Origin of the sequence: Streptomyces sp. Ru62, from assembly GCF_002920615.1 — a bacterium.
In the GTDB taxonomy this organism is placed as follows: domain Bacteria; phylum Actinomycetota; class Actinomycetes; order Streptomycetales; family Streptomycetaceae; genus Streptomyces.
Window position 1 is genome coordinate 293478 of sequence record NZ_PQSU01000004.1, and the last position, 23015, is coordinate 316492.

General features: G+C 73.5%; 22 protein-coding genes and 1 pseudogene. 9 read left to right on the forward strand and 14 right to left on the reverse strand.

Annotated features, from left to right (window positions below; translation table 11 throughout):
• Positions 1–191: 191 nt before the first annotated feature.
• The 5 genes from C3492_RS07585 to C3492_RS07605 are packed head-to-tail and all read right to left on the reverse strand — an operon-like array spanning position 192 to position 6063.
• Entirely contained in the window at positions 192–1028 is an 837-nt protein-coding gene (locus tag C3492_RS07585) for an ECF transporter S component (protein WP_103810949.1), read from the reverse strand.
• Entirely contained in the window at positions 1025–3070 is a 2046-nt protein-coding gene (locus C3492_RS07590) for an ATP-binding cassette domain-containing protein (protein ID WP_103810950.1), read from the reverse strand. The genes C3492_RS07585 and C3492_RS07590 overlap by 4 nt, the downstream gene beginning before the upstream one ends.
• Positions 3067–4242 carry an energy-coupling factor transporter transmembrane component T gene (locus C3492_RS07595; protein ID WP_258055550.1) on the reverse strand — a complete coding sequence of 392 codons (1176 nt, stop codon included), beginning with the start codon at positions 4240–4242 and terminating at the stop codon, positions 3067–3069. The genes C3492_RS07590 and C3492_RS07595 overlap by 4 nt, the downstream gene beginning before the upstream one ends.
• Positions 4229–4864: an SCO2322 family protein gene (locus C3492_RS07600; RefSeq protein ID WP_103810951.1), complete on the reverse strand. Its 636-nt coding sequence runs from the start codon at positions 4862–4864 to the stop codon at positions 4229–4231. The genes C3492_RS07595 and C3492_RS07600 overlap by 14 nt, the downstream gene beginning before the upstream one ends.
• The gene (locus C3492_RS07605; RefSeq protein ID WP_103810952.1) at positions 4861–6063 is read right to left on the reverse strand and encodes a prenyltransferase/squalene oxidase repeat-containing protein; all 1203 of its coding nucleotides are present in this window, start codon (positions 6061–6063) and stop codon (positions 4861–4863) included. Before C3492_RS07605 ends, C3492_RS07600 begins: the two co-directional genes overlap by 4 nt.
• 968 nt (positions 6064–7031) lie before the next feature.
• On the opposite strand from C3492_RS07605, the gene C3492_RS07615 reads away from it, so the two are divergent.
• The 4 genes from C3492_RS07615 (at position 7032) to C3492_RS07630 (ending at position 10845) form a co-directional block, all read left to right on the forward strand.
• Complete coding sequence (locus tag C3492_RS07615; protein ID WP_103810954.1) at positions 7032–7625, forward strand: helix-turn-helix transcriptional regulator; 594 nt, start codon at positions 7032–7034, stop codon at positions 7623–7625.
• Between the two features lie 94 nt (positions 7626–7719).
• Complete coding sequence (locus C3492_RS07620; protein ID WP_103811054.1) at positions 7720–8247, forward strand: hypothetical protein; 528 nt, start codon at positions 7720–7722, stop codon at positions 8245–8247.
• Positions 8247–9455: an MAB_1171c family putative transporter gene (locus C3492_RS07625; protein ID WP_103810955.1), complete on the forward strand. Its 1209-nt coding sequence runs from the start codon at positions 8247–8249 to the stop codon at positions 9453–9455. The genes C3492_RS07620 and C3492_RS07625 overlap by 1 nt, the downstream gene beginning before the upstream one ends.
• Positions 9448–10845, forward strand: coding sequence for an NAD(P)/FAD-dependent oxidoreductase (locus C3492_RS07630; protein ID WP_103810956.1), 1398 nt, complete (start codon positions 9448–9450; stop codon positions 10843–10845). The genes C3492_RS07625 and C3492_RS07630 overlap by 8 nt, the downstream gene beginning before the upstream one ends.
• Before the next feature lie 43 nt (positions 10846–10888).
• Here the strand turns inward: C3492_RS07630 and C3492_RS45470 are convergent.
• The 3 genes and pseudogenes from C3492_RS45470 to C3492_RS07640 all read right to left on the reverse strand — a co-directional run.
• Positions 10889–11126: pseudogene (locus tag C3492_RS45470) on the reverse strand (MBL fold metallo-hydrolase); the annotation flags it as partial.
• Position 11127: 1 nt separating this feature from the next.
• Positions 11128–11577, reverse strand: coding sequence for a hypothetical protein (locus C3492_RS44500; protein WP_181140244.1), 450 nt, complete (start codon positions 11575–11577; stop codon positions 11128–11130).
• Positions 11578–11587: 10 nt separating this feature from the next.
• Entirely contained in the window at positions 11588–11974 is a 387-nt protein-coding gene (locus tag C3492_RS07640) for a DUF4279 domain-containing protein (RefSeq protein WP_181140245.1), read from the reverse strand.
• Positions 11975–12171: 197 nt separating this feature from the next.
• On the opposite strand from C3492_RS07640, the gene C3492_RS07645 reads away from it, so the two are divergent.
• Positions 12172–13035 (forward strand): tetratricopeptide repeat protein, encoded by an 864-nt coding sequence (locus C3492_RS07645; protein ID WP_103810958.1) that lies wholly within the window; start codon positions 12172–12174, stop codon positions 13033–13035.
• Between the two features lie 280 nt (positions 13036–13315).
• On the opposite strand, the gene C3492_RS07650 is transcribed toward C3492_RS07645, so the two are convergent.
• Complete coding sequence (locus tag C3492_RS07650) at positions 13316–13924, reverse strand: TetR family transcriptional regulator (protein ID WP_103810959.1); 609 nt, start codon at positions 13922–13924, stop codon at positions 13316–13318.
• Positions 13925–14145: 221 nt separating this feature from the next.
• Here C3492_RS07650 and C3492_RS07655 point away from each other — a divergent pair, with 221 nt between their 5' ends.
• The 3 genes from C3492_RS07655 to C3492_RS07665 are packed head-to-tail and all read left to right on the forward strand — an operon-like array spanning position 14146 to position 17359.
• Entirely contained in the window at positions 14146–15546 is a 1401-nt protein-coding gene (locus tag C3492_RS07655) for a glycosyltransferase family 4 protein (protein ID WP_103810960.1), read from the forward strand.
• Complete coding sequence (locus C3492_RS07660) at positions 15540–16292, forward strand: class I SAM-dependent methyltransferase (protein WP_103810961.1); 753 nt, start codon at positions 15540–15542, stop codon at positions 16290–16292. Before C3492_RS07655 ends, C3492_RS07660 begins: the two co-directional genes overlap by 7 nt.
• Positions 16289–17359 (forward strand): prenyltransferase/squalene oxidase repeat-containing protein, encoded by a 1071-nt coding sequence (locus tag C3492_RS07665; protein ID WP_103810962.1) that lies wholly within the window; start codon positions 16289–16291, stop codon positions 17357–17359. Before C3492_RS07660 ends, C3492_RS07665 begins: the two co-directional genes overlap by 4 nt.
• A 54-nt stretch (positions 17360–17413) precedes the next feature.
• On the opposite strand, the gene C3492_RS07670 is transcribed toward C3492_RS07665, so the two are convergent.
• Positions 17414–17707, reverse strand: coding sequence for a hypothetical protein (locus C3492_RS07670; protein ID WP_014672411.1), 294 nt, complete (start codon positions 17705–17707; stop codon positions 17414–17416).
• A 174-nt stretch (positions 17708–17881) separates the two neighbouring features.
• On the opposite strand from C3492_RS07670, the gene C3492_RS07675 reads away from it, so the two are divergent.
• Positions 17882–18451 (forward strand): hypothetical protein, encoded by a 570-nt coding sequence (locus C3492_RS07675; protein ID WP_103810963.1) that lies wholly within the window; start codon positions 17882–17884, stop codon positions 18449–18451.
• Between the two features lie 95 nt (positions 18452–18546).
• On the opposite strand, the gene C3492_RS07680 is transcribed toward C3492_RS07675, so the two are convergent.
• The 4 genes from C3492_RS07680 to C3492_RS07695 all read right to left on the reverse strand — a co-directional run bounded on the left by C3492_RS07680 (position 18547) and on the right by C3492_RS07695 (position 22937).
• A complete protein-coding gene (locus C3492_RS07680; RefSeq protein ID WP_258055551.1) occupies positions 18547–19338 on the reverse strand; it encodes a DUF5336 domain-containing protein in 792 nt (263 codons plus the stop codon).
• 83 nt (positions 19339–19421) lie between these two features.
• Positions 19422–20405, reverse strand: coding sequence for an N-acetylmuramoyl-L-alanine amidase (locus tag C3492_RS07685; protein ID WP_181140246.1), 984 nt, complete (start codon positions 20403–20405; stop codon positions 19422–19424).
• Between the two features lie 22 nt (positions 20406–20427).
• Positions 20428–21078, reverse strand: coding sequence for a class I SAM-dependent methyltransferase (locus C3492_RS07690; RefSeq protein ID WP_103810965.1), 651 nt, complete (start codon positions 21076–21078; stop codon positions 20428–20430).
• A gap of 116 nt (positions 21079–21194) precedes the next feature.
• Positions 21195–22937 carry an MFS transporter gene (locus C3492_RS07695; RefSeq protein ID WP_103810966.1) on the reverse strand — a complete coding sequence of 581 codons (1743 nt, stop codon included), beginning with the start codon at positions 22935–22937 and terminating at the stop codon, positions 21195–21197.
• Positions 22938–23015: the final 78 nt, after the last annotated feature.

Here is a 23015-nt window from a genome sequence, read left to right on the forward strand (position 1 = left end):
CAATGACCCCTTTTACTAGTTGTGGCCGGATCGGCGGCAAACGCCGGCTCTGTGATCTGGGTCGCAAAGCCCAGGTCAGAAGGGGTGCAGGAGAGGGTGTATCAGGCAAATGGGACTACGGTCCCGGGTCGTAGGTGACGTGCGTCATGTGGGGTGCTTCACCGGACCGCTCACGGCCCGGAAGCGAGCCCTCACCCGGCGGGGCCGTCGAATGTGACCGCGGTCTCGAAAGCGGCCCGCCGCGTGGCCCGGCGCAGCGCCCGCAGCACCGCCGGACCGAGGACCACGGTCAGCACCACGGTGCACAGCGCCCGGCCCAGGTCCCAGCCGAGCGAGGTGGCCAGGCAGTACGCGACGAAGTGGGCGAGGTTCTCGGCGACCGGCGCATCGCCGTGGAAGGAGATGTTCGAGGCCGCCGCGTCCAGGAAGGGCCAGCCGGCCAGGTTCATGCACGTGCCGTAGGCGAAGGCGGCCAGGAAGCCGTAGCCGGCGAGCAGCAGCAGCTCGCCACGGCCGCGCAGCCGGACCGGCCCGGGCAGCAGGCCCGCACCCATCGTGAACCAGCCCATCGCCAGCATCTGGAACGGCAGCCACGGCCCGACCCCGCCCGTGAGCAGCGCGGACGCGAACATCGTCACCGAGCCCAGCGCGAAGCCGAAGCCCGGGCCGAGCACCCGTCCGCTGAGCACCATCAGGAAGAACATGGGCTCCAGCCCCGCCGTACCCGCGCCGATCGGCCGCAGCGCCGCGCCCGTCGCGGCCAGCACGCCCAGCATGGCCACGGCCTTCGGCCCGAGATCCGACTCCGAGATCGTCGCCGCGACCACCGCCACCAGCAGCACCAGCAGGCCGGAGAAGAGCCAGGGCGCGTCCTGGGCGTGCGCGTTGAGCTGGGAGGCGGGCGGGGCGAGGAAGGGCCAGCCGAAGGCGACCACGCCGACCGCGCTGGTCAGCGTCAGTGCGGCGAGCGAGCGGGGGCCGAGGCGGACGGCGCGCGTCCGCGCGGTGGCGCGGCTGCCGTGGCTCATGTCAGCGCCTCCCGCACCTGGGCCACCGTCAGCCACTGCTGCGGGGCCAGGATCTTGGTCACCTGCGGTGCGAAGGACGGGGAGGACACCACGATCTCGGCCGTCGGCCCGTCGGCGATCACCTCTCCCTCGGCGAGCAGCACCACCCGATGGGCCAGCTCGGCGGCCAGCTCCACGTCATGCGTGGCCAGCACGATCGCGTGGCCCTCGGCCGCCAGATCGCGCAGTACGGCGACCAGGCGGGCCTTGGCCGCGTAGTCCAGGCCGCGCGTCGGCTCGTCGAGGAGGAGCAGGGGCGGGCGGGCGGTCAGGACCACGGCCAGCGCGAGCGCCAGGCGCTGGCCCTCCGACAGGTCCCGGGGGTGGGTGTCGTCCGGCACACCCGGCAGCAGCTCGGACACCAGGGCGCGGCAGGTGCCGGGCGCGGCGGCGGCGTCCCGGTCGGCCGCCGCGCACTCGGTGGCGACCGTGTCCGCGTACAGCAGGTCGCGCGGCTCCTGGGGGACGAGACCGACCCGGCGCACGAGGTCCCGCGGCGGGGTGCGGTGCGGAACGGCGCCGTCCACGTCCACGGTCCCCGAGCTGGGCGCCACCAGGCCGACGAGCGAACCGAGGAGGGTGGACTTGCCGGCGCCGTTGCGGCCCATGAGCGCGACGGTCTCGCCGGGGGCGACGGTCAGGTCGATGTCCCGGAGGGCTTGGACCTGGTCCCGGCGGACGGAGAGGGCGCGGGTCTCCGCGAGGTGCTGCCGCGGGACTTCCGGGGCGGGGGCGGGACGGCGACGGAACAAGGAGCGGCGGGCGGGGGTGCCGGGTGCCCGGCGCGGGGGCCGCCCGGCGGCCGGTGCCGCCTGCCCGCGCGGACGCGGTACCGCAGCGGCGCCCACCCGCGCCGCCCCAGCGACACGACTACCCGCGGCCACGACACCGGAGGCGCCGGTGGCCGGGGCGGGGGAGGCGCCTGTCGCTGTGGCGGTGGTGTCTCGGTCCGCAGCCGCGTCGGCTGGATCGTCTGCGGCCACGGCGGCGGTGCCCGCAGCCGTGGCGGTGGTGCGACGGCCCGCGGCCACGTCGGTGGGGGCGCCTTCGGCTGGGGTGGCGGTGTGGCCGGTCGTGGCTACGGCGGCGGAATCGCAGGAAGCCGGGGCGGCGGCGGTGTTCGTGGGCGGGGTGGTGGCGGCGCCTGCCGTGACCGGGGCGGCAGGGGCCTTCGCCGGTGCCGTCGCGCCGGAGAGAAGGGCGCGGAGGGTGGGGGCCTGGCGGCGGGCGTCCCGGACCGTCAGGGGGAGGGGGGACCAGCCGGCCAGACGGCCCAGGGCCACCACCGGGGGGTAGACCGGGGACACGGCCATCACCTCGGCCGGGGGGCCGGTGACCGGGGCGGCGCCGGGGGCCGGGAGCAGCACGACCCGGTCGGCGTACTGGATGACCCGTTCCAGGCGGTGCTCGGCCATCAGGACCGTCGTCCCCAGGTCGTGCACCAGCCGTTGCAGCACGGCCAGCACCTCCTCGGCGGCGGCCGGGTCCAGCGCCGAGGTCGGCTCGTCCAGGACCAGCACCTGGGGGTGCGGGGTGAGGACCGAGCCGATCGCGACCCGCTGCCGCTGTCCGCCGGACAGCGTGGCGATGGGCCGGCCGCGCAGCCCGGCGAGGCCCAGCAGGTCGAGGGTCTCCTCCACCCGGCGCCGCATCACCGCCGGGGCGAGCCCCAAGGACTCCATGCCGTAGGCGAGTTCGTCCTCCACGGTGTCCGTCACGAAGTGTGCGAGCGGATCCTGGCCCACCGTGCCGACCACGTCGGCGAGTTGACGCGGCGGGTGGGTACGGGTGTCCCGGCCGGCCACCGTCACGCGACCGCGCAGGGTGCCGCCGGTGAAGTGCGGGACCAGCCCGCTCACCGCGCCCAGCACGGTCGACTTGCCGACCCCGGACGGACCGGCGAGCAGCACCAGTTCACCCTCGGGCACCTCGAAGTCGACGCCGGCGACGGCGGGCCGCGCCGCCCCCTCGTACGTCACGCTGACATCCTCGAAGCGGATCACGACGACTCCCTCGGGACGACGAAGGCGGGCAGCAGGGCGAGCAGGACGGCCACGGCGGGCCAGAGGGGAAGCGTGGGCGCGACGAGGGGCACGACCCCGGGGTGCAGCGCCCGTGGATCGCCGAGTGAGGCGAGCGTGAGCAGCGCGGCCACCGCGGCGCCCGAGCCCGTGACCAGCCAGGCGCGCGGCCCCCACGGGTCCGGGCGGTACCGGGTGCGCGGGGAACGCCGGCCGCCCAGCCGCAGTCCGGCGAGCGAGGCGACGACTCCGGTGAGCAGCAGGGGAAGCCCGTACGCACCCCCGGCCGCGGTCAGCAGGCCGTACGTGCCCGCGCACACGCCGAGCAGACCGCCGAGGGTGAGCGCGGCCGTCGTACGGCGGACCCGGGCGGGAACCTCGGCGGTACGGCCGTAGCCGCGGGCCTCCATCGCGGCGGCGAGCGCGACCGAGCGCTCCAACGCGCCCTCCAGGACCGGCAGTCCGACCTGGAGCAGGCCCCGTACGCCCCGGTCCGGCCGGCCGCGCAGCCGGCGGGCGGCGCGCAGCCGCTGCACGTCGGCGATCAGATGGGGCGCGAAGGTGAGGGCGACGACCACGGCCACGCCCGTCTCGTACAGCGCGCCGGGCAGGGACTTGAGGAGGCGGGTGGGGCTGGCGAGGGCGTTCGCGGCACCGACGCAGATGAGGAGGGTGGCGAGCTTCAGTCCGTCGTACGCGGCGAAGACGACCGCCTCGGCGGTGACCCGGCCGCCCAGCCGGATGCCCTGCGCCCAGTGCGGGAGCGGGACTTCGGGGAGCGTCAGGAGGACGTGCGTGCCGGGGATGGGGGAGCCGAGCGCCACCGCGAACAGCACGCGGATGACGAGGACGGCGAGGGCGAGCCTGGCGAAGGCGGTGTAGGAGCGGGCCCAGGGGGCGGGGGAGCGGTGGGTCGCCACGACGTAGGCGGAGGCGGATATGAGGAGGGCGAGGAGCAGGGGATTGGTGGTACGGGTGGCGGCGACACCGAGGGACACCGCCCACAGCCACCAGGCCCCGGGGTGCAGGGTGGCGCGGTGCGAGCGCCCCGGAGGAGTGCGGGGCGCCGTCCGCTGCGCGGCCACTGCCGCGTGGGTGCGGTCGGCCCCCGCGCGCCCGGACCCGCACGACCGCTTCGGCTCACCCGGACTCATCGCGCCGCCGACGTGCCTGCCACACCGCCGCCCCCGCGAGGAGGGCGACCACGCCCGCGCCGATCGGCAGACCCAGCGAGGGCCCGCCACCGGCCCCGCCCGAGGTCCGCTTCTCCCCGGTGGAGACCTGCTCCCCGCACCCCTCCTCCGGGTACCCGGCGATGGCGCACAGCAGGGCGTTGGTGTCGTACCGGAGCGGTTTCGCCACGGCGGCCAGCGCGTCCGCGGTGGTCGCGTCGGACGGCACCCGCGCACACGCCGTGCGGCGCGCCGGCGGGGTCTCGCCGGACGGCGCGTCCGACCGCGTGCCGAAGTCGAGGACGAGGGCCACCCGCTTCGTGCCCGGCCGGGCCGGCGTACCGGCGCAGACCGTGTCGAAGTCCGCCGTACCGCGCGGCCGGCTGGCGTCCGCCGAGTCCGCGCTCACCGCGAACCGGAAGCCCTGGACCGCGCCGTCGTCGGGGCGGACGAAGGCCGGGCCCTGGGTGGCGTACGTCCAGTGGCCGCCGGTGCGCTCCCAGAAGGACCAGTAGCGGTAGCCGGTGGCAGCGGCCGGCCCGGCGGATCCGAGGAGCAGCAGCGCGGCGGCGAGCACCGGCAGGGTACGGCGGACGGCGGTCACGGCTGCTGCTTCTTCCGGCCGCTGAGCAGGAAGCCGATGCCGATGCCGGCGACGAGGCCGACGCCGACGATCCACCAGACGCCCGTGCCGGAGTCGTCGTCGGACTTCTCCTCGTGCTCGGCGGCGGAGTCCATGTGCGGGGCGGGACCGAGCGCGTTGAGGGAACGGACCAGGCTGGTGCCGCCGAAGTCGCCCGGCTGCTGCCCGAGCGCATGGGCGGCGAGGATCAGCTGGGCGTACGCGGCCGGCCCGTTCTGGGTCGCCCACGGGCCGGCGTTCTTCTCCAGCCAGGCGTAGGCCTTCTTGGCCGGCTCGGTCCGGCCGTCCGCGGCGAGCGCGACGACGGCGTCGGCGGTGTTGCCGAAGTCGGGCTGGTCCTCGGCGCCGGGCAGGGCGGACTTGAGGTGGCCGGTCCTGGCGACGGCCGCGGCCAGGAACGCGCCGGCGTTGTCGGCGACCTGGGTGCGGTTCCCGGCCCTGACACAGGTGTCGTGTGCCGGGGCCTTGCCGGCCCGCGCGGCGAAGCCCTTGCCGAGGGCGCCCAGCAGGCCGGCCGCCGTCGCGTCCGCGTTGGGGAGCAGCTTGCCCTTCTTGTCCGCCTGGTAGGCGAGGGCGCCGCCGCCGTCCTGGTCGCAGGGGATGGACCAGGCGGGCAGGGCGTCGTAGGGGGACTTGCCGGACTTCCGTACGTCCGCCGGGTCGGTGCCGGCCGCGGTCAGCGCGCCGATGACGACGGAGGTGGAGTTGGTGTCGCTGGGGCCGCCGGGGTAGTAGCCCCAGCCGCCGTCCTCGTTCTGCACGGACTTCAGCCAGTCCACGGCCTTGCCGACGGCGATGCCGTGCCCGTCGGTCGCGGCGAGGGCCTGGACGGCGGCGGCCGTGCTGTTGGTGTCGGCCTTGACCTTGTCGTCGCACGCCTCGGCGGGGGCGGCGCGGAAGGCGGCGAAGGAGCCGTTCGCGCACTGCTGACCGGTGAGCCAGTCCACGGCCTCGGCAGCCGGCCGGTAGCCGAGGGTCCGCTGGGCGACCAGCGTCAGCGACTGCCGCCACACGCCGTCGTACGTCGGGTCTCCCTTGCCGTAGAGCCCGGACGGGACCGTCACCTTCGGCGACGGGGACGGTTCGGCGGCCGTGGCGGGCGCGGCGGCGGCCAGCACGCCTACGGCGGCGAGAGCCGCGGCACTGCGGCGGACGTTCATGGTCGGCGACTGCCTCTCCTGCGGGGAGCCGGGCGGCGCACGGGTGACACCCCGGGCGGCTCGGCTCCGTAGACCTCGACGGTGCCGTGCGCGGCGGGCCGCCGACGCACGCGAGCCGGTCAACGTCCCGTCCGGGGCGGTCCGGCTCACCGCCTCGCTGGCGGCACACGGATGGGGGTGCCCCCGGGCGCGAGCGCAGCCGGGAGCCGGGGGAGGGTCAGCGCCGGAATTGCACCGGCTTCCCCCCGTACGGGTGTGATGACGACCCGCGCCACTTTACCGGCCGCCTCGCACGGGCCGAGGGGTGGCCGTGCGCACACGGAGCTGGTGACGGGGGTCACGGCGGGACCGGGGCGGGGCACGCGGCCACCGGGTACGAGGCGCAGGTCGATCGAGGGGCGGGTCGCGGCCGGGTGGGCGCACTGGACGGTGGCCCGCTGCCGGTGGGGGTCGGTCCCGCCGCCCGCCGGTGCCGAGGGCGATGCCCGGAGTCGTTCCCTCAGCGGCGGGATCAGGCCATCGGGTCGGTGCGGGGCCAAGGGGAGGAGGCGGGGGCGCCGACGGTCAGGCGAAGGGTGACGGCGCGGGTGCCGCAGCAGCCGTGACGGTGGGTCGGCGTAGGCCGACGTCGTCCCGTACGGCAGGCCCGGTGGGCCGAGTCGGGTCGTGAGCCGCGTCGCGACACCCGGACCCGACGAGGGGGGCGCTGCACCACCGAGGGGTGGACGTCCCCGGGGTGAAGGCGGGCGCGGAGGCGCCCCGGGTGCCGCTCCCCCATAGGCGGCACCCGGGGCGGGTCGGAATCTTGCTCTCCGTGCGGTGATCCTCACCCACCGCGCCCCTAACTGTCAACGATAGCTGCCTAATTAGGCAGGGAGCGTTGTCACATCTGGTCGCCGAACGGGCGAACCGGTAGCCTCGCCGTCAGCCCAGCCGCCGAACGGACGACACGCCCAGGGGGGACCTCGGTGAGTGACGCGTACGCCTCGCTGGCCGATGTCCTGGACCGGCTCGGCGAGTTGACCGGCCGGCCCGGCCGGCTGCCGGAGGCCCTGGACGTGGCCGGCCTCTCCCACCGCACGGGCATCCCCGTCGGCGTCGTCGTCGACCTGCTTTCCGGCGGCCGGGCCCCCGAGACCTCCCTGGCCGAACGCGTGCGCCAGCGACTGGACTTCATCCGGGAGACCCGGCGCCGCCCGGACGGCAAGCGGTACTCGCTGGACGAGCTGGCGAGGATCGCCGGAACCAGCCGCCAGTGGCTCAGCGAGTGGCGCAAGAGCGGAATGCCGAGCCTGGAACACGCCGACCGGCTGCGCCGGTTCTTCGGCCTGCCCGCGGGCTACTTCACGGCGGACGAGCCGGAGGCGCTGCACGAGGCGCTGCAACCGGTGCTGCAGAGCCTGGAGGCGGAGGCGGACCCGCTGCTGCGGCTGCGCGAGAGCGGGCTGGTACGACTGGCCGCCCGGGCTCCGCAGATGAACGCCCGGCAGCTCGCCACCCTCGCCGACCTCGCCGAGATGATCATCGCCTCCGAGCGGGCGGAGGACGCCGGGCGTGCGTGAACCGAGCGCCAGGGCCCCGAAGCCGGCGCCGTACCCGCGGTCGGCACCTCTGGCGAGGCACTTCAGGTCCCCGAGGCGCTTCCTCGACCGGCTCGTGCGCGACACCGTCCGCACCCTCACCCCGCCGACCGGCCCGGAGGCGTTCCTGCACGCGCTGTGCGCCACGCTCAGCCCGCGGCTCGACCGCCCGGTCCGGCTGAAGTTCGTCGCCTTCCCGCCGGGCCTGGACGTCTCCGGGATCACCCTCGCCCGGGACGAGGACTACATCGTCGTGGTCGAGGACCGGGCCCCGGACCCGCACAAGTTCGTCATCGCCGGGCACGAGATCGGGCACATCCACTACGGCACGCTGGACGTGCACTACCCGTCCGGCCTGCCCGCCGCCGCCCGTCGGCTGCTCTCCCGCGCCGAGGACGACGTTCCCTGGGACCGGGTCGTCGCCATGGCCACCCGCTCGCCCGCCGCGGCGGCGGCCGAGGCCGAGTGGGAGGCCGAGGAGTGCGGGCTGCGCCTCGCCGCGAAGTTCTCCAAGGTCGTGGGGCCGGGCGCGGCCGGCCGGATGACCCAGGACACCCTCACCGACCGGCTGTCGTCCTCGCTGGGCAACATCGGCGGGCCCTGATGCGCTGGGACATCGCCGGTTCCTTCGCCGCCTACGCCGTCCCGGCCGCCCTGCTCGCCGTCGCCTTCGTGATCAAACTGCCGCTGCTGCGGCGCGCCTGGCAGGATCCGATCCTGCGGGCCACCGCCCTGCTGCTCGGCATCGGCGCGGTCTGCTTCGCCTCGCTGCCACCGGCCAACCTGCACCGCATCAACGTACTGACCGGAATCCCCAACTTCGCCGGCCTCTGGGTCTATTCGCTGCTGACCGCGTACTGCGGTGCCTGCCTGTGGCTCATCATCACCTGGCGGGAGCCCCCGTCCGCCGTGCGCCGCCGGCGCACCCGGCTGGTCCGGGTGGCGTACACCGTCATCATCGTCGGCCTGTGGACGACGTTCCTGCTCGGCGACCACCGGGTGGAGCGCACGCGCGACCTCGACACCTACTACGCCGGCACGCCCTGGATGCGCGAGTTCGTGCTGCTCTACCTCGTCGCCCACCTGGTGTCCGCGCTGGTCGCGGCGGGCATGCTGTGGGCCTGGTACCGGGAGGTCGAGGACACCTGGCTGCGCCGGGCGGTGATCTTCCTCCAGGTGGCCTACGCACTCGGGCTCCTCTTCGACGTCGCCAAGCTCGCGGCGATCGGCGCCCGGTGGAGCGGCCGGGACTGGGACTGGCTGTCGACGTACGCCGCACCGCCGTTCGCCATCGCCGAGGCCGTCCTGGTGGCCGTCGGCTTCATCGCCGGGCAGGCCGGGCCGTGGGCGGCGGAGCACCGGAGGCTGGTGCGCACCCACCGGCGGCTGAAGCCGCTGTGGCAGACCATGCTGGCCGTCACCGCCCCGGCGGCGCCCGCGACCGGCCGGGTCAGCGGTGCCGCCCTCCGCCTGGAGCTGCGCCGGGCCGCCATCAACGACGGGCTGCTCAAGCTCGCCCCGCACCTGTCCGCGACGCGGCGCGAACGGACGCGGACGGCGGCGACGGCGGCGGGCTACCCGCAGCCCGTGGCGCGGGGCATCGCCGCGGCGGTGGACATCCTGGTCGCGGCCGACGCGCTGCACGCGCCAGACGGCCACGCCCGTCCGCTGCCGGCGGGGCGGGCCGGGGCCGCCTTCGTCCCCGACGGCGAACTGGAGTCCGTCGCGCACGCGCTGCGGAACCACGCGGCGGCCATCGAACGGTTCCGCCGGCAGGCGGTCGCCACGGAAGGTCTCACCTCACATGCCTGACATACCCACCCGCCGCCGTACCGCGCTCGTCATCGGCGGCAGCACGGCCGGCATGCTCGCCGCGTCCGTGCTCGCCAGCCGCTTCCACGAGGTGACGATCGTGGAGGCCGACCGGCTGCCCGCGGGCCCCGAGCCGCGCAGGGGCCTGCCCCAGGCCCGGCACGCCCATCTGCTCTGGTCCGGCGGGGTGGCCGCGCTGGAGGAGCTGCTGCCGGGCGTCACCGGGGAGCTGACCGCCCGGGGCGCCGGGCTCATCGGGGTGATGCGGGACCTGGTCAGCAAGGCGCCCTCCGGGCAGTGGTTCCGGCGGTTCACCGACTCCCGGCACCACATGATCGTGTGCAGCCGGGACCTGCTGGACGCGGTGATCCGCGCCGACGTCCTCGCCCGGCGCCGGATCACCCTGCGCGACGGGACCCGGGTGGCGGGCCTGACCGGCGACCGGCACCGGGTGACCGGCGTCCGCCTGGCGACCGGTGAGACGCTGCACGCCGACCTGGTGATCGACGCCGGCGGGCGCGGCTCCCACGCGGCCAACTGGCTGCGGGACCTGGGCCACGCACCGGTCGAGGAGCGGGTGGTCGACGCGGGCGTCACCTACGCCAGCCGTGTCTACGCGGCCCCCGAGGCCACGGCGACCCTGCGCTACCCGGTGGTGAACGTGCAGGCCGACCCGCGCGAGGCGCCCGGCCGGGGCGGGGTCGTCGTACCGATCGAGGGCGACCGCTGGCTGGTGACGCTCTCCGGCACCCGGGGCGGCGAACCCTCTGCCGAGCCGGAGGCGTTCGAGCACTTCGCCCTCACCGCCCTGAAGGACCCGGTCATCGGCCGGCTCCTCGCGCGGGCGAAACCGCTGACCGACCCGGTGACCACCCGCAGCACGGCCAACCGCCGGCGTTTCTACGAGAAGGCCGGGACCTGGCCGGAGGGCTTCGCCGTCCTCGGGGACGCCGTCGCCGGCTACAACCCGGTCTACGGCCACGGCCTGTCCGTCGCCGCGCAGAGCGCCCTCGCCCTCGGCCGGACCCTCGACCGGTACGGCCCCACCGCGCCCGGCACCGCCCGCCGGATCCAGCGCGCGGTGGCCCGGCCGGTGGGCAACGCGTGGAACCTCGCGGTCGGCCAGGACGCCTCCTACCCCGGGGCCGCGCCGCAGCCGCCGACCCGCGTCGAACGCCTCCTCACCGCGTACGTCGACAAGGCCGTGGCCGCCGGCTCCGAGAACCCCCGCGCCCTGCGCGGCCTGCTGGACGTCATGAGCCTGCGCACCCCGGCGGCCCGCCTGTTCGCTCCCGACATGCTGTGGACCCTCTCCTTCGGCCCCCGCAAGGGCCCCCTGCCGGGCCCGCCCCTGACCCGGGCGGAGCGGGAGGCGGTGGGGCTGGACTGACCTGACGGCCTCGACGGGCCGGCGCCGCCTGGGGTGCCGGCCCGCCGAACGGGAGGGGCCGCCGCTCGGCGAGCTGCCAGGGGGTGAGGGGCTCGGCGAGCATGCCCGCGAGGCGGCTCGCGTGGTGGTCGAGCAGTGCCTGGACGCGACCCGGGGCGTCGGTGAAGGGGTGCTGGTGGGCCGGAGGCCTCGGCGGGGGTGAGCCGGCCGATCCGCTCCAGGGAGTCGAGGTGGTCACCGAGGGGTTCGGTGACGGTCGCGTCGTCGGGGTCGGACTTCAGGTCAGCCGAGCCAGGCGAGCGGGTCCTCCTCGTCCTCCCCGGACGCCCGGACCGTCGTGAAAGTGACAGGGATTCCCAGTTCTGCGAGACCTGCGAGGACGTCTGGCGAGAGGTGGAGCCCCGATCCGAACTCGGCAACGCCTGCCACATCGACCCTCACCGATTTTCCCGCCTCCTTCAGCGCCTCGAGCGCCGACTTGCGGGACCTGAGGAATCCGATGAGTGCCGCGGCCTGTTCGTCGGCGCATTTCGAGCGTCGCTCGTCAACGGTGAGCGTGGCCCAGCCGGGGCCGGAATGAATGCCCACGCCGTCAAGTGAGGCGAACTCTTCGCTGTCGGCCAATTGGAACTCCATGACCAGGGACCCGGTATCCACTTCCTGACCTGATACGACCAGGGACGTGCTCAGGTCAGCCCAGGGCTTCAGTCCTGCCGCAGGTTCCATTTCCATGATTGCTCTCTCAGCGTTCGCTCATGCTGGCTGCGACCTTGAGGGGGAATCCCAGGAGTGCGATTCGCCTGATTTCTTCCGGATGAAGAGCAAGAGTGTAATCGTTTCCGGAGAAGCCGAAGAGGTTGACGGTCACCTCATATCCTCGTTCGGCCAGCTGTCTGAGCTCGGTCCGCTTCCGTTCCGCGACGGAGAGGATACTGTCCAGCTGTTCGTGGAAGTCCCGGGTCGTGCGCTCGTCGCAGCTGATCCTCCACTGTCCGTCGGTCTCGCCCGGACGGTCCCATTTACCGGGGCCCGGATTGCGTACCCCAGTGGGCTCGATGGCAAGGAAGGGCGTGATCTCTTCGGGGTGCAGATCCCTTCCCTTGATGACGAGCGACGCCTCCGTCAGCACCCAGTAACGCTTTGCTGTCACATACCCGCCTGTTCGGCCTGTTCGACAGCCCATCATCACCACCGCAACCGGAGGGGACAACCCGGCGCTGTACCGCCCTTGGCGCAGGCGCGGCCCGGCGGGGGACGGGTGGCGGGTGGCGGGGTACGCTCCTGCGGTTCCGGTGGACCGCGTCGCAGTGGGCAGGGTGGGGAAGAGTGCACAAGTCCGAGGCCGAGCAGTTGATCGACCAGGCGTACGCGGCCTGGGACGCCGAGGACTGGCTGACCGCCGCCGGGCTGTTCGAGCGGGTCCTCGCGCACTACCCGGACGAGCCGAAGAGCCCGGTGTGGTGGTACGACGCCGCGCTCGCCCACAAGTTCCTGCGCAACTGGGGGAAGGCGTACGAGCTGGGCCGCGAGGCCGCCGCCCGGGCTCCGCGGGGTGAGGGCGATCCGGCGTACTGGAACCTGGGCATCGCGGCGACCATCCAGCGCGACTGGGCGACGGCCAGGGACGCCTGGGAGGGCTTCGGTATCCAGCTCCCGCCGGGGGAGGGCGAGATCAACGGGCGGTTCGGGCCGGCGTGTGTCCGGCTGGACACGGGCGGGGAGCGGGAGGTCGTCTGGATCGACCGGCTCTGTCCGACGCGCGGCCGGGTGGTGAACGTGCCGGTGAGCGGCGGACGCCGCTACGGCGAGATCGTCGTCCATGACGGGGAACCGAAGGGGCGACGGGTCATCGAGGGGCGCGAGTACCCCGTCTTCGAGGAGCTTCTCCTCTTCCAGTCCTCCGACCTGCCGACGTTGACCGCGACGGTGAACGCGAGCGAGGTGGCCGATGTCGACGCCCTGATCGAGCTGTTCGACCGGCATGGCTACGGTGCCGAACCGGCGAGCGGCTTCGAGGTCCTGTGCGCCTGTTGCAGCGAGGGCACGCACGAGCAGGAGCGGAAGGTCCACGCGGGTGCCCAGCGGGTGTCCTTCGCGGCGCCCGAGGAGGAGGCCCGCCGTCTGCTCGGGCAGTGGGCGGCACAGACGCCGATCGGCCGGAGCTGGAGCGGGCTGACCTTGATCGGCTGACCTGGAGGTGACACCGGGGAGAATTGGTCGGAAATGGGGGGTTCCGTCGCGGGGTTTCCGGTCTATCCTGGAAACAGCCTACGAGGCGAGTGAGGGAGTCCGACCGGAGTAGCCGACTCAGGCGGGATGCGCAGGCATCCGCCCGGGCCGACAGCGACGGTAGGGCTGAGAGGCTGGAAGGCAGCAGTCAGGCCGGACGGCGACCCCTATGACCTGATCCGGACCATACCGGCGAAGGGAACCCGTCTCGTAGGTCTTTCCGTGTCCCGACTCATGCGTGTTACGCCGGCTCCGTCAGGTCGATCAGCCGGCACACCGTCTCGATGTCGATCTTCACCTGTGCGATGGAGGCGCGGCCCGACAGCCAGGTGATGAGGGCCGAGTGCCAGGTGTGCTCGATGACCCGGACCGCGGAGAGCTGCTCGGGGGTGGGGTCCGACAGGCCCATCGCGTCCAGGATGATCGCCGTCGTCTGGCGGGAGACCTGGTCGACCTCGGGCGAGACGCTGCGGTCGGCGAAGGTGAGGGCGCGGACCATCGCGTCGGCCAGTTGCGGCTCGCGCTGGAGGGCGCGGAAGGCCCGCATCAGGGTCTCCGCGACCCGCTCGGCGGCCGTGTCGCCCGCCGGGGGCTTCCTGCGCAGGGTCCCGTGCATGTGCTCCAGCTGGTCCTGCATGGTGGCGACCAGCAGATGCACCTTGGACGGGAAGTAGCGGTACAGCGTGCCCAGGGCCACCTGCGACGACTCCGCGACCTCTCGCATCTGCACGGCGTCGAACCCGCCCCGGCCGGCCAGCTGCGCGCTCGCGCGCAGGATCCTGCGACGGCGGGCCTCCTGGCGCTCGGTGAGGGGCGAGGCCGGACGCGAGGTGCTGGCTTCCGCAGGCATGGATCCCCGTTCCGTGACAGTCGGTGAGGCCGTCTGTTGGGCTTGTGATCGGACAGCATGGCAGGGCGCCGCGCCGTGGCGCGAATCACCCGATCCACTGCTCACAGCGCCCCTACCTGCCGGTAGATTCAGAGCCTCTTGAACGATCAAGTCTGAAACTTGTTCTAGATTAGCGTCCCGTCGTAGTCTCGCGGGACAGTGCAGGCAGAAGGGGGCACGGAGTGACCGCTGAGGCCCGGGAAGCGGGTGCCGACCAGGAACCCGCTGCCGACGGCGGACGACCGCTCGACATCGCGCTCCTCACCTACAAAGGGAACCCGTTCTGCGGGGGGCAGGGTGTCTACGTACGACACCTCTCGCGGGAGCTGGCCCGCCTCGGCCACCGCGTGGAGGTCATCGGCTCCCAGCCGTACCCCGTCCTCGACGAGGGCTACCCCGGCCTGACCCTCACCGAGCTGCCCAGCCTCGACCTCTACCGCCAGCCCGACCCCTTCCGCACCCCGAAGCGGGAGGAGTACCGGGACTGGATCGACGCCCTGGAGGTCGGGACCATGTGGACCGGCGGCTTCCCCGAGCCGCTGACCTTCTCGCTGCGCGCCCGCCGCCACCTGCGCGCCCGGCGCGGCGAGTTCGACGTCGTCCACGACAACCAGACCCTGGGCTACGGCCTGTTGGGCGACCTCGGCGCGCCCCTGGTCACCACGGTCCACCACCCCATCACCGTGGACCGGCAGTTGGAGCTGGACGCCGCCGACACCTGGCAGCGCCGCTACTCGGTGCGCCGCTGGTACGCCTTCACCCGCATGCAGAAGCGCGTCGCCCGCCGGCTGCCCTCGATCCTCACGGTCTCCGGCAGCTCGCGCCAGGAGATCGTGGACCACCTCGGCGTCCGGGACGACCGGGTCCACGTCGTCCACATCGGTGCCGACACCGACCTGTTCGCGCCGGATCCGGCCGTCGCCGAGGTGCCGGGCCGGATCGTCACCACCTCCAGCGCCGACGTGCCGCTGAAGGGGCTGGTGTTCCTCGTGGAGGCGCTCGCCAAGGTGCGCACCGAGCACCCCGCGGCCCACCTCGTCGTCGTCGGCAAGCGCCCGCAGGAGGGCCCCGTCGCGCAGGCGATCGAGCGGTACGGCCTCGAAGGCGCCGTCGACTTCGTCAAGGGCATCTCCGACGCCGAACTCGTCGACCTGATCCGTTCCGCCCAGGTGGCCTGCGTGCCGTCCCTGTACGAGGGCTTCTCGCTGCCCGCCGCCGAGGCCATGGCCACCGGCACCCCGCTGGTCGCCACCACCGGCGGCGCGATCCCCGAGGTCGCGGGGCCGGACGGCGAGACCTGCCTGGCCGTACCGCCCGGTGACGCGGGGGCGCTGGCCGCCGGGCTGAACCGGCTGCTCGGGGACCCGGAGCTGCGGGCGCGCCTCGGCCACGCGGGCCGCGGGCGGGTGCTCGACCGCTTCACCTGGGCCCGCGCCGCCGAGGGCACCGTGGCCCACTACCGCGAGGCCATCGCCCGCTCCGCGGGCCACTCCCCGAGCCGCTCCGCGGCCCCGACCCCCGGCCGCTCCGCGGCCCCGGCAAGTGTTGCAGGCGTCTCCTCCGAAAGCAGGGCCACGTGCTGACCGTCGACTTCTCCCGGTTCCCGCTCGCCCCCGGCGACCGTGTCCTGGACCTCGGCTGCGGAGCCGGCCGGCACGCCTTCGAGTGCTACCGGCGCGGCGCCCAGGTCGTGGCCCTGGACCAGAACGGCGAGGAGATCCGCGAGGTCGCCAAGTGGTTCGCGGCGATGAGGGAGGCCGGGGAGGCACCGGAGGGCGCCACCGCCACGGCCATGGAGGGCGACGCCCTCGCCCTGCCCTTCCCCGACGAGTCCTTCGACGTCGTCATCATCTCCGAGGTGATGGAGCACATCCCCGACGACAAGGGCGTGCTCGCGGAGATGGTCCGCGTGCTCAAGCCGGGCGGGCGCATCGCGATCACCGTGCCGCGCTACGGCCCCGAGAAGGTCTGCTGGACGCTGTCCGACGCCTACCACGAGGTCGAGGGCGGCCACATCCGCATCTACAAGGCCGACGAACTGGTCGCCAAGGTCCGCGAGGCCGGGCTGAAGCCGTACGGCAGCCACCACGCGCACGCGCTGCACTCGCCGTACTGGTGGCTCAAGTGCGCGTTCGGCGTCGACAACGACAAGGCGCTGCCGGTGCGGGCGTACCACAAGCTGCTGGTCTGGGACATCATGAAGAAGCCGCTCGCCACCCGGCTCGCCGAGCAGGCGCTCAACCCGCTGATCGGCAAGAGCTTCGTGGTCTACGCGACCAAGCCGCACCTGCCCCGGCTCGCCGAGACCGACGGGGTGGCCGCCAAGTGACCACCCCCCGGACAGAACACCTCGTCCTGCCCGGGGTCCTCACCGCCGAGCAGGCCGCCGCGACCGTCGCCGGCATCCTGGCCGCGCAGCGGGAGGACGGCGCGATCCCGTGGTTCCGCGGGCACCACCTCGACCCGTGGGACCACACCGAGGCCGCGATGGCCCTGGACGCGGCCGGTGAGCACGACGCCGCCGAGCGGGCGTACGACTGGCTCGCCCGGCACCAGAACGAGGACGGCTCCTGGTACGCCGCCTACGCCGACGGCGCCCACGACGAGATCACCGACCGCGCCCGCGAGTCCAACTTCGTCGCCTACATAGCCGTCGGCGTCTGGCACCACTACCTGTCCACGGGCGACGACACGTTCCTGGACCGCATGTGGCCGACCGTCCACGCGGCTGTCGAATGGGTGCTGCGGCTCCAGCAGCCCGGCGGCCAGATCGGCTGGCGCCGGGAGGACGACGGCACACCGACGACGGACGCGCTGCTGACGGGCAGCTCCTCCGTCCACCACGCCCTGCGGTGCGCGCTCGCCATCGCCGAGGAACGCGAGGAGCCGCAGCCCGACTGGGAGTTGGCCGCCGGTTCCCTGCGCCACGCGATCCGCCGCCACCCGGAGCGCTTCCTGGACAAGGACCGCTACTCGATGGACTGGTACTACCCGGTCCTCGGCGGCGCGCTCACCGGAGCGGAGGCCAAGGCCCGCATCGAGGCGGACTGGGACCGGTTCGTCGTCCCCGGGCTCGGGGTGCGCTGTGTGGTCCCGAACCCCTGGGTGACCGGCGGCGAGTCCAGCGAACTCGCCCTGGCCCTGTGGGCGATGGGCGAGTCCGACCGGGCCCTGGAGATCCTCCAGTCCATCCAGCACCTGCGGGACGCCGACAGCGGCCTGTACTGGACGGGCTACGTCTTCGACGACGACGCCATCTGGCCCCGCGAGCTGACCACCTGGACGGCCGGCTCCCTGCTGCTGGCCGTGGCCGCACTGGGCGGCCACGACGCCACGTGCGCGGTGTTCGGCGGGGAACACCTGCCGGCCGGACTGGACCCGGACTGCTGCGGCTGACCCGAGCGCGGACGTAACGGCTCCGCGAGGGTCCGGTCCGGCCGTCCGCCGGGGTCAGTGCCGGTGCATCCGGTTGGCTATGGCATGGCCCACGAACAGGTAGACCACCGCGGCGAGTCCGTATCCGGCGACCACCCGGGCCCAGGCCTCGTCGAAGGTGAAGAGGTCGTGGGACCAGCCGGCCAGCCAGGAGGCCGCGTCATGGACGAACTGGACCAGGCTGTTCGCCCGGTTCGCGTCCAACAGGTACATCAGGATCCACAGGCCGAGGATCAACGCCATGATGTCGGCGACGACCGCGATGACCGTCCCGGCCTGGTTCGCGCCGTTGCGATATCGAGGGGACATACTCTCCGGATTGCCGGGCGATGTGCCGTGAAACCCCCCAGGGAGCCCGGAGCCGACCCGGACCCGGCCCGGACACCACCCGGACGGCGTCCCCCGGGTGGCGCACCCGGCCACCCCGGACGAGGCTGCCGGAGGAAGCAGACCGCTCGGGGAGGACACGTCCGGAGGACTCTCGTGCCCGTACCGATACGGCGCCTCGTCGTGGCGCTCACCTTGTGCTGCGCCCTGGTGGCGGGTGCCACCGCCTGTGGAGGCAGCGAGAAGAACAGCACGAAGGACACCGCGGCGGCACAGGCCGTCCCCGCCGTCGACAGTCCCAGCCCGACCACGTCCGAGGAGAAGCGCAGGTTCGCCAAGACCCGCTTCGTGGTGGACGCGGGCCTGGCCGCCGGCGCGACCTACCAGTGGATCGTCAAGCCCTGGAAGGAAGGCAAGTTCAAGAAGGGCGCCAAGGGCCGCAAGACCGCCCTGATCAAGGCGGGTCTCGCCGGCGCCTTCGCCTACAACCGGCTCAAGGCGGCCCAGAGGAACGCCAAGGCCGACCCGACGCTCTCCAAGGCGCTCGAACCCCTCAGCAGTGGCATCGAGGCCCTGAAGAACCTGCCGTCCAAGCTCCGCAAGGGCGACGAGAACGCGGTGAACTCGTTCAACGACGTCATCGGCGATGTCAAGGACGCGGGCAGGAGCGCCGGTGCCCCGGTCAAGGACCAGGTGCCCTCGGCCTCCCAGCTGGCCAAGGGCTAGGACACCCTGTCAACTGCCGGTAGAGAGGCGACTGTACGACGACAACGGCCCCCCGCCCGGAAGGGCGAGGGGCCGGTGCGGTGCCGTGGTGCGGCTCAGCCGCGCTGGATGCCCGAGGTGTCCTGGAGCACGCCACGGCGGCCGTCCTGGGTCTGCGCGACCAGCGCGGCACCGCGCTGCTCGACGGCCAGGTACCAGGTGCCCGGCGCCAGTTCGGCGATCTGGTTCGGCGAACCGTCCTCCGAGAACAGCGGGCGGGGCACCGGCACGGCGAACCAGAACGGCGAGAAGTCCGCGGCGGCCGGCTGCGGCGCCGGGGCGGTACCCTGCGCGGCCGGCGGCTGCTGCCCGAACGGCTGACCCGGCTGCGGCTGGGCACCGTAGGGCTGCTGCGGCTGGGCGCCCGGGTAGCCGTAACCACCGGGCGGCTGGGCGCCGTAGGGCTGCGGGGCGACCGGCTTGGGGGCCGGGACCAGGGCGGCCTGGAGGGCGGGCACCAGCGGGGTGGCGATGGCGGCGGCGGCCAGGACGAGAGCGGCGATGAACCCAAGGACGAGACCGGCGCCGGCGTCCACGTTGTCGAGGTCGATCAGCGTCCACAGCAGCGTCCAGGCCGCCAGGATCGCGAAGGCGGTGCCGACCGTGGCCAGGTCGAGCCCGGCCACCTTGCGCGGCTGCGGCAGACAGCGGTTGACGACGATGAGAACGGCACCGATCACCGCGCCCATGTAGGTGCCCAGGCCCATGCCCAGGTTGTCCCACGCGCTCCGGCTGACTTCAGCGCCGAAGCCGGAGTAGGTGTAGAAGTCGAGGAACGACGCGATGAACAGCACCACCGCTGCTCCGATCACCACGCCGTCGCCTCTAGTGAGGGAGCGGATATTCACTTCAGGTCCTTCGTAGGTCGTCTCGTCGTCGGTAGACACTATCGTCCGCAAGATCCGGCTGTCCGGCCGGTTCCGCCCGCCGCTCACGAATCGCGCAGGAAACTCACGATTCCCTCAGAGATCCCTTGCGCGGCCCGCTGTCGCCAGGCGCCGCTGGTCAGCAGTGCCGCGTCCTTGCTATCGCGCATGTTGCCGCACTCGATGAACACCTTGGGAACCGTTGACAGATTGAGACCACCCAGGTCCGTCCGCGTGACGAGACCGGTACCGTCACCGAGGTAGTTGGAGGGCGGCTCCCCCGTCTCGCGGAGGAAGTTGCCGGCGATGCGCACCCCTAGATCGTGGGACGGGCCGACGATGGCACGGGTGTCGGCGGCACCCGCGTGCACGGAGCCCGGCAGGATGACGTGGAAGCCGCGGTTGCCGGGGGCGGAGCCGTCGGCGTGGATGGAGATCGCCGCGTCCGCGCGCGCGGCGTTGCCGATCCGGGCCCGCTCGTCCACGCACGGACCCCACGCCGGACTGTCGTCGCCGCGCGTGAGCTTCACCGTGGCGCCCTGCCGCTCCAGCAGCTCCCGCAGCCGCTGCGCCACGTCGAACGTGAACCGCGCCTCGGTGTAACCGTCGTTGGTGGACGTACCGGTGGTGTCGCACTCCTTGCGGTTCGTTCCGATGTCCACCGGGCGGTTGATCTCCGCCGTGTGCCGGAAGTTGCCCGGGTTGTGCCCCGGGTCGACGACGACGACCTTCCCCTTGAGCGGACCGGAACCGCCCGGCCGGCCCGAGGGCGAGCCGGACACCTTGCCGTCGTCACCGCCGCCGCTGCCACTGTCGCCGCTCTTGCCGCTCTTGCCGCTCGGGGAGGGGGCCGGGGCGGAGGACACCGCGGAGCCGTGCGGGGCCGGCGCGGGGGAGGCCGTACGGTCCGCACCGCCACCGCCGGCCGCCCCGTACACCACCCAGCCGAGCAGCGCCCCGGGCACCAGGGCGGCGAGCGCCACGGTCAGCGGGCGGCGCCGGGGCCGGCGGGGCTGCGGGGGATCGAAGTCCGGACCAACGTACGACACGTCTGCGACTCTAACCGGGGCCTCAGATCCCCGCTCCCGTTCGCCGCAGGACACGCAGCGAGCCGGTCGCCGAGACCTCCTCGAACGCCCCGGAGCCAAGGGCCCGCAGGTACACCCGGTACGGCGCCTGGCCGGTGAACTCGTCCTCCGGGTGGGGGAAGACGTCGTGGATGACCAGCAGCCCGCCCTCGGCCACGTGCGGCGCCCAGCCGTCGTAGTCGGCCGTGGCGTGCTCGTCCGTGTGGCCGCCGTCGACGAACACGAACCCGAGCGGGGAGTTCCAGATCGCCGCGATCTGCGGGGAGCGGCCGACGAGGGCGACCACGTGCTCCTCCAGCCCCGCCCTGAACAGCGTGCGCCGGAAGGTCGGCAGCGTGTCCATCAGGCCGACCTCGGGGTCGACCGTCTCCGGGTCGTGGTAGTCCCAGCCGGGCTGCTGCTCCTCGCTGCCCCGGTGATGGTCGACGGTGAGCGCCGTGACCCCGGCCGCGCGCGCGGCGTCGGCCAGCAGGACGGTCGAGCGCCCGCAGTACGTGCCGACCTCCAGCAGCGGCAGCCCGAGCCGGCCGGCGGTGACGGCGGCGTCGTAGAGGGCGAGCCCCTCGTCGAGGGGCATGAAGCCCTTCGCGGCCTCGAACGCGGCCAGGATCTCGGGCTTGGGAGCGGCGGGCATGGGGCGCCTTTCGGTCGTACGTCGGTCCGGGCGCCCATGCTGCCGCACCCCCGGTCACGCGTGGACAGGGGGTGCGGTGCGAGGGCGCGGAGCCGGACGGCGGAACGAGGTGCCCGTCAGGCGTTCACGGTCTCCCCGGGCAGCGAGAGATCCAGGTCGACGGCCCGCTCCGCACCGGAATGCGTCGCCGAAGAAGCCAGCGGCCCATGGCCGGAGGCCCGCGCGGCCAGCACGTACGCCCCCTCGGCCGGCACGGCGAGCGCATAGCTGCCGTCCTCGGCGGAGACGGTCGCACCGGCCTGCCGCCCCCGGCGGTCGATCAGGGTGACCTTGGCCCGGGCCACGGGCGCGCCGCCGGCGTCCAGGACCCGCCCCCGGAACCCGCGCAGCGCCTCCTCGGCCCGCTCCAGGTTGGCTTCCTCCTCACTGCTCGCCCGCAGCTGGGTGTGCTGCGCCGGGCGGGCCGCCTTCGGCAGGAAGACCGCCAGCAGCAGACCGACCGCGACGGCGACGGTGGCGATCAGGAAGGACACCCGGAACCCGTGCATGGTCGGGATCGCGACGCCGTTCACGTTGTTCGCCGTGTTGGCCAGCACCATGCCGATGACGGCGCTCGACACCGACGTGCCGATGGACCGCATCAGGGTGTTCAGGCCGTTGGCCGCGCCGGTCTCCGAGGCCGGGACCGCACCGACGATGAGCGCGGGGAGCGAGGAGTAGGCGAGGCCGATGCCCGCGCCGAGGACGACGGACGTGATGATCGTCTGCCAGGCCGCGTCCATCAGGCCGAGGCCGCCGCCGTAGCCGATCGCGATGACGACCAGGCCGGTGATCAGGGTGACCTTGGGGCCGTAGCGGGCGGACAGACGGGCGTACACCGGGGCGGTGAACATCATCGTCAGGCCCAGCGGGGCCACGCACAGGCCCGCGACGACCATGGACTGGCCGAGGCCGTAGCCGGTCGCGGTGGGCAGCTGGAGGAGCTGGGGCAGGACGAGCGAGACGACGTAGAAGCTGACGCCGACCATGATCGAGGCCAGGTTGGTGAGCAGCACCTCGCGGCGGGCGGTGGTGCGCAGGTCGACCAGGGGCGCCTGGACCCGCAGCTCGTACACGCCCCACAGCAGCAGGACGACGACGGCCGCGGCGAACAGACCGAGCGTCGTGCCCGAGGACCAGCCCCAGTCGCTGCCCTTGGTGATCGGCAGCAGGAGCAGCACCAGACCGGCGGACAGGCCGAGCGCGCCGAGCAGGTCGAAGGAGCCCTGGGCGCGCATCGGGGACTCGGGGACGACGAGGAGGGTGAGGAGGATGGCGAGCGCGCCGAGGCCGGCGGCGCCGTAGAACAGGGCGTGCCAGTCGGTGTGCTGCGCGACCAGGGCAGCGGCGGGCAGCGCGAGGCCGCCGCCGACGCCGATCGAGGAGCTCATCAGGGCCATGGCCGAGCCCAGCTTCTCGCGGGGCAGCATGTCGCGCATCAGGCCGATGCCGAGCGGGATCGCGCCCATGGCGAAGCCTTGGAGGGTACGGCCGACGATCATGGTGAGCAGCTGGTCGGTGAAGGCACTGACCAGGGCGCCGGCCACCATCACGGCGAGGCTGAGGACCAGCATGCGGCGCTTGCCGTAGAGGTCGCCGAGCCGGCCCATGATCGGGGTGGCGACGGCGCCCGACAGGAGGGTCGAGGTGAGGACCCAGGTGGCGTTACTGGGGGCGGTGTCCAGAAGCTGCGGCAGATCCTTGATGACCGGCACGAGCAGCGTCTGCATCACCGCGACCACGATGCCCGCGAAGGCGAGCACGGGGACCACGGCGCCGCCCGCTTGCCGGGTGGGCTGGTCGGTCGTCGTCTCTGGCATGGGGTGAGGCCTTCCGCGTGTCATAAGTGCTGGGTAAACCTCGTATGCACAGGCAACTATTCCGTTGCTTCGGGCCTC

What these genes read in the sequence shown, in the direction of transcription:
- C3492_RS07585 (WP_103810949.1), bottom strand. Translation starts at nt 1,028, where the DNA reads ATGAGCCACGGCAGCCGCGCCACCGCGCGGACGCGCGCCGTCCGCCTC.
- C3492_RS07595 (WP_258055550.1), bottom strand. Translation starts at nt 4,242, where the DNA reads ATGAGTCCGGGTGAGCCGAAGCGGTCGTGCGGGTCCGGGCGCGCGGGG.
- C3492_RS07605 (WP_103810952.1), bottom strand. Translation starts at nt 6,063, where the DNA reads ATGAACGTCCGCCGCAGTGCCGCGGCTCTCGCCGCCGTAGGCGTGCTG.
- C3492_RS07625 (WP_103810955.1), top strand. Translation starts at nt 8,247, where the DNA reads ATGCGCTGGGACATCGCCGGTTCCTTCGCCGCCTACGCCGTCCCGGCC.
- C3492_RS07630 (WP_103810956.1), top strand. Translation starts at nt 9,448, where the DNA reads ATGCCTGACATACCCACCCGCCGCCGTACCGCGCTCGTCATCGGCGGC.
- C3492_RS44500 (WP_181140244.1), bottom strand. Translation starts at nt 11,577, where the DNA reads ATGGAAATGGAACCTGCGGCAGGACTGAAGCCCTGGGCTGACCTGAGC.
- C3492_RS07650 (WP_103810959.1), bottom strand. Translation starts at nt 13,924, where the DNA reads ATGCCTGCGGAAGCCAGCACCTCGCGTCCGGCCTCGCCCCTCACCGAG.
- C3492_RS07670 (WP_014672411.1), bottom strand. Translation starts at nt 17,707, where the DNA reads ATGTCCCCTCGATATCGCAACGGCGCGAACCAGGCCGGGACGGTCATC.
- C3492_RS07690 (WP_103810965.1), bottom strand. Translation starts at nt 21,078, where the DNA reads ATGCCCGCCGCTCCCAAGCCCGAGATCCTGGCCGCGTTCGAGGCCGCG.
- C3492_RS07695 (WP_103810966.1), bottom strand. Translation starts at nt 22,937, where the DNA reads ATGCCAGAGACGACGACCGACCAGCCCACCCGGCAAGCGGGCGGCGCC.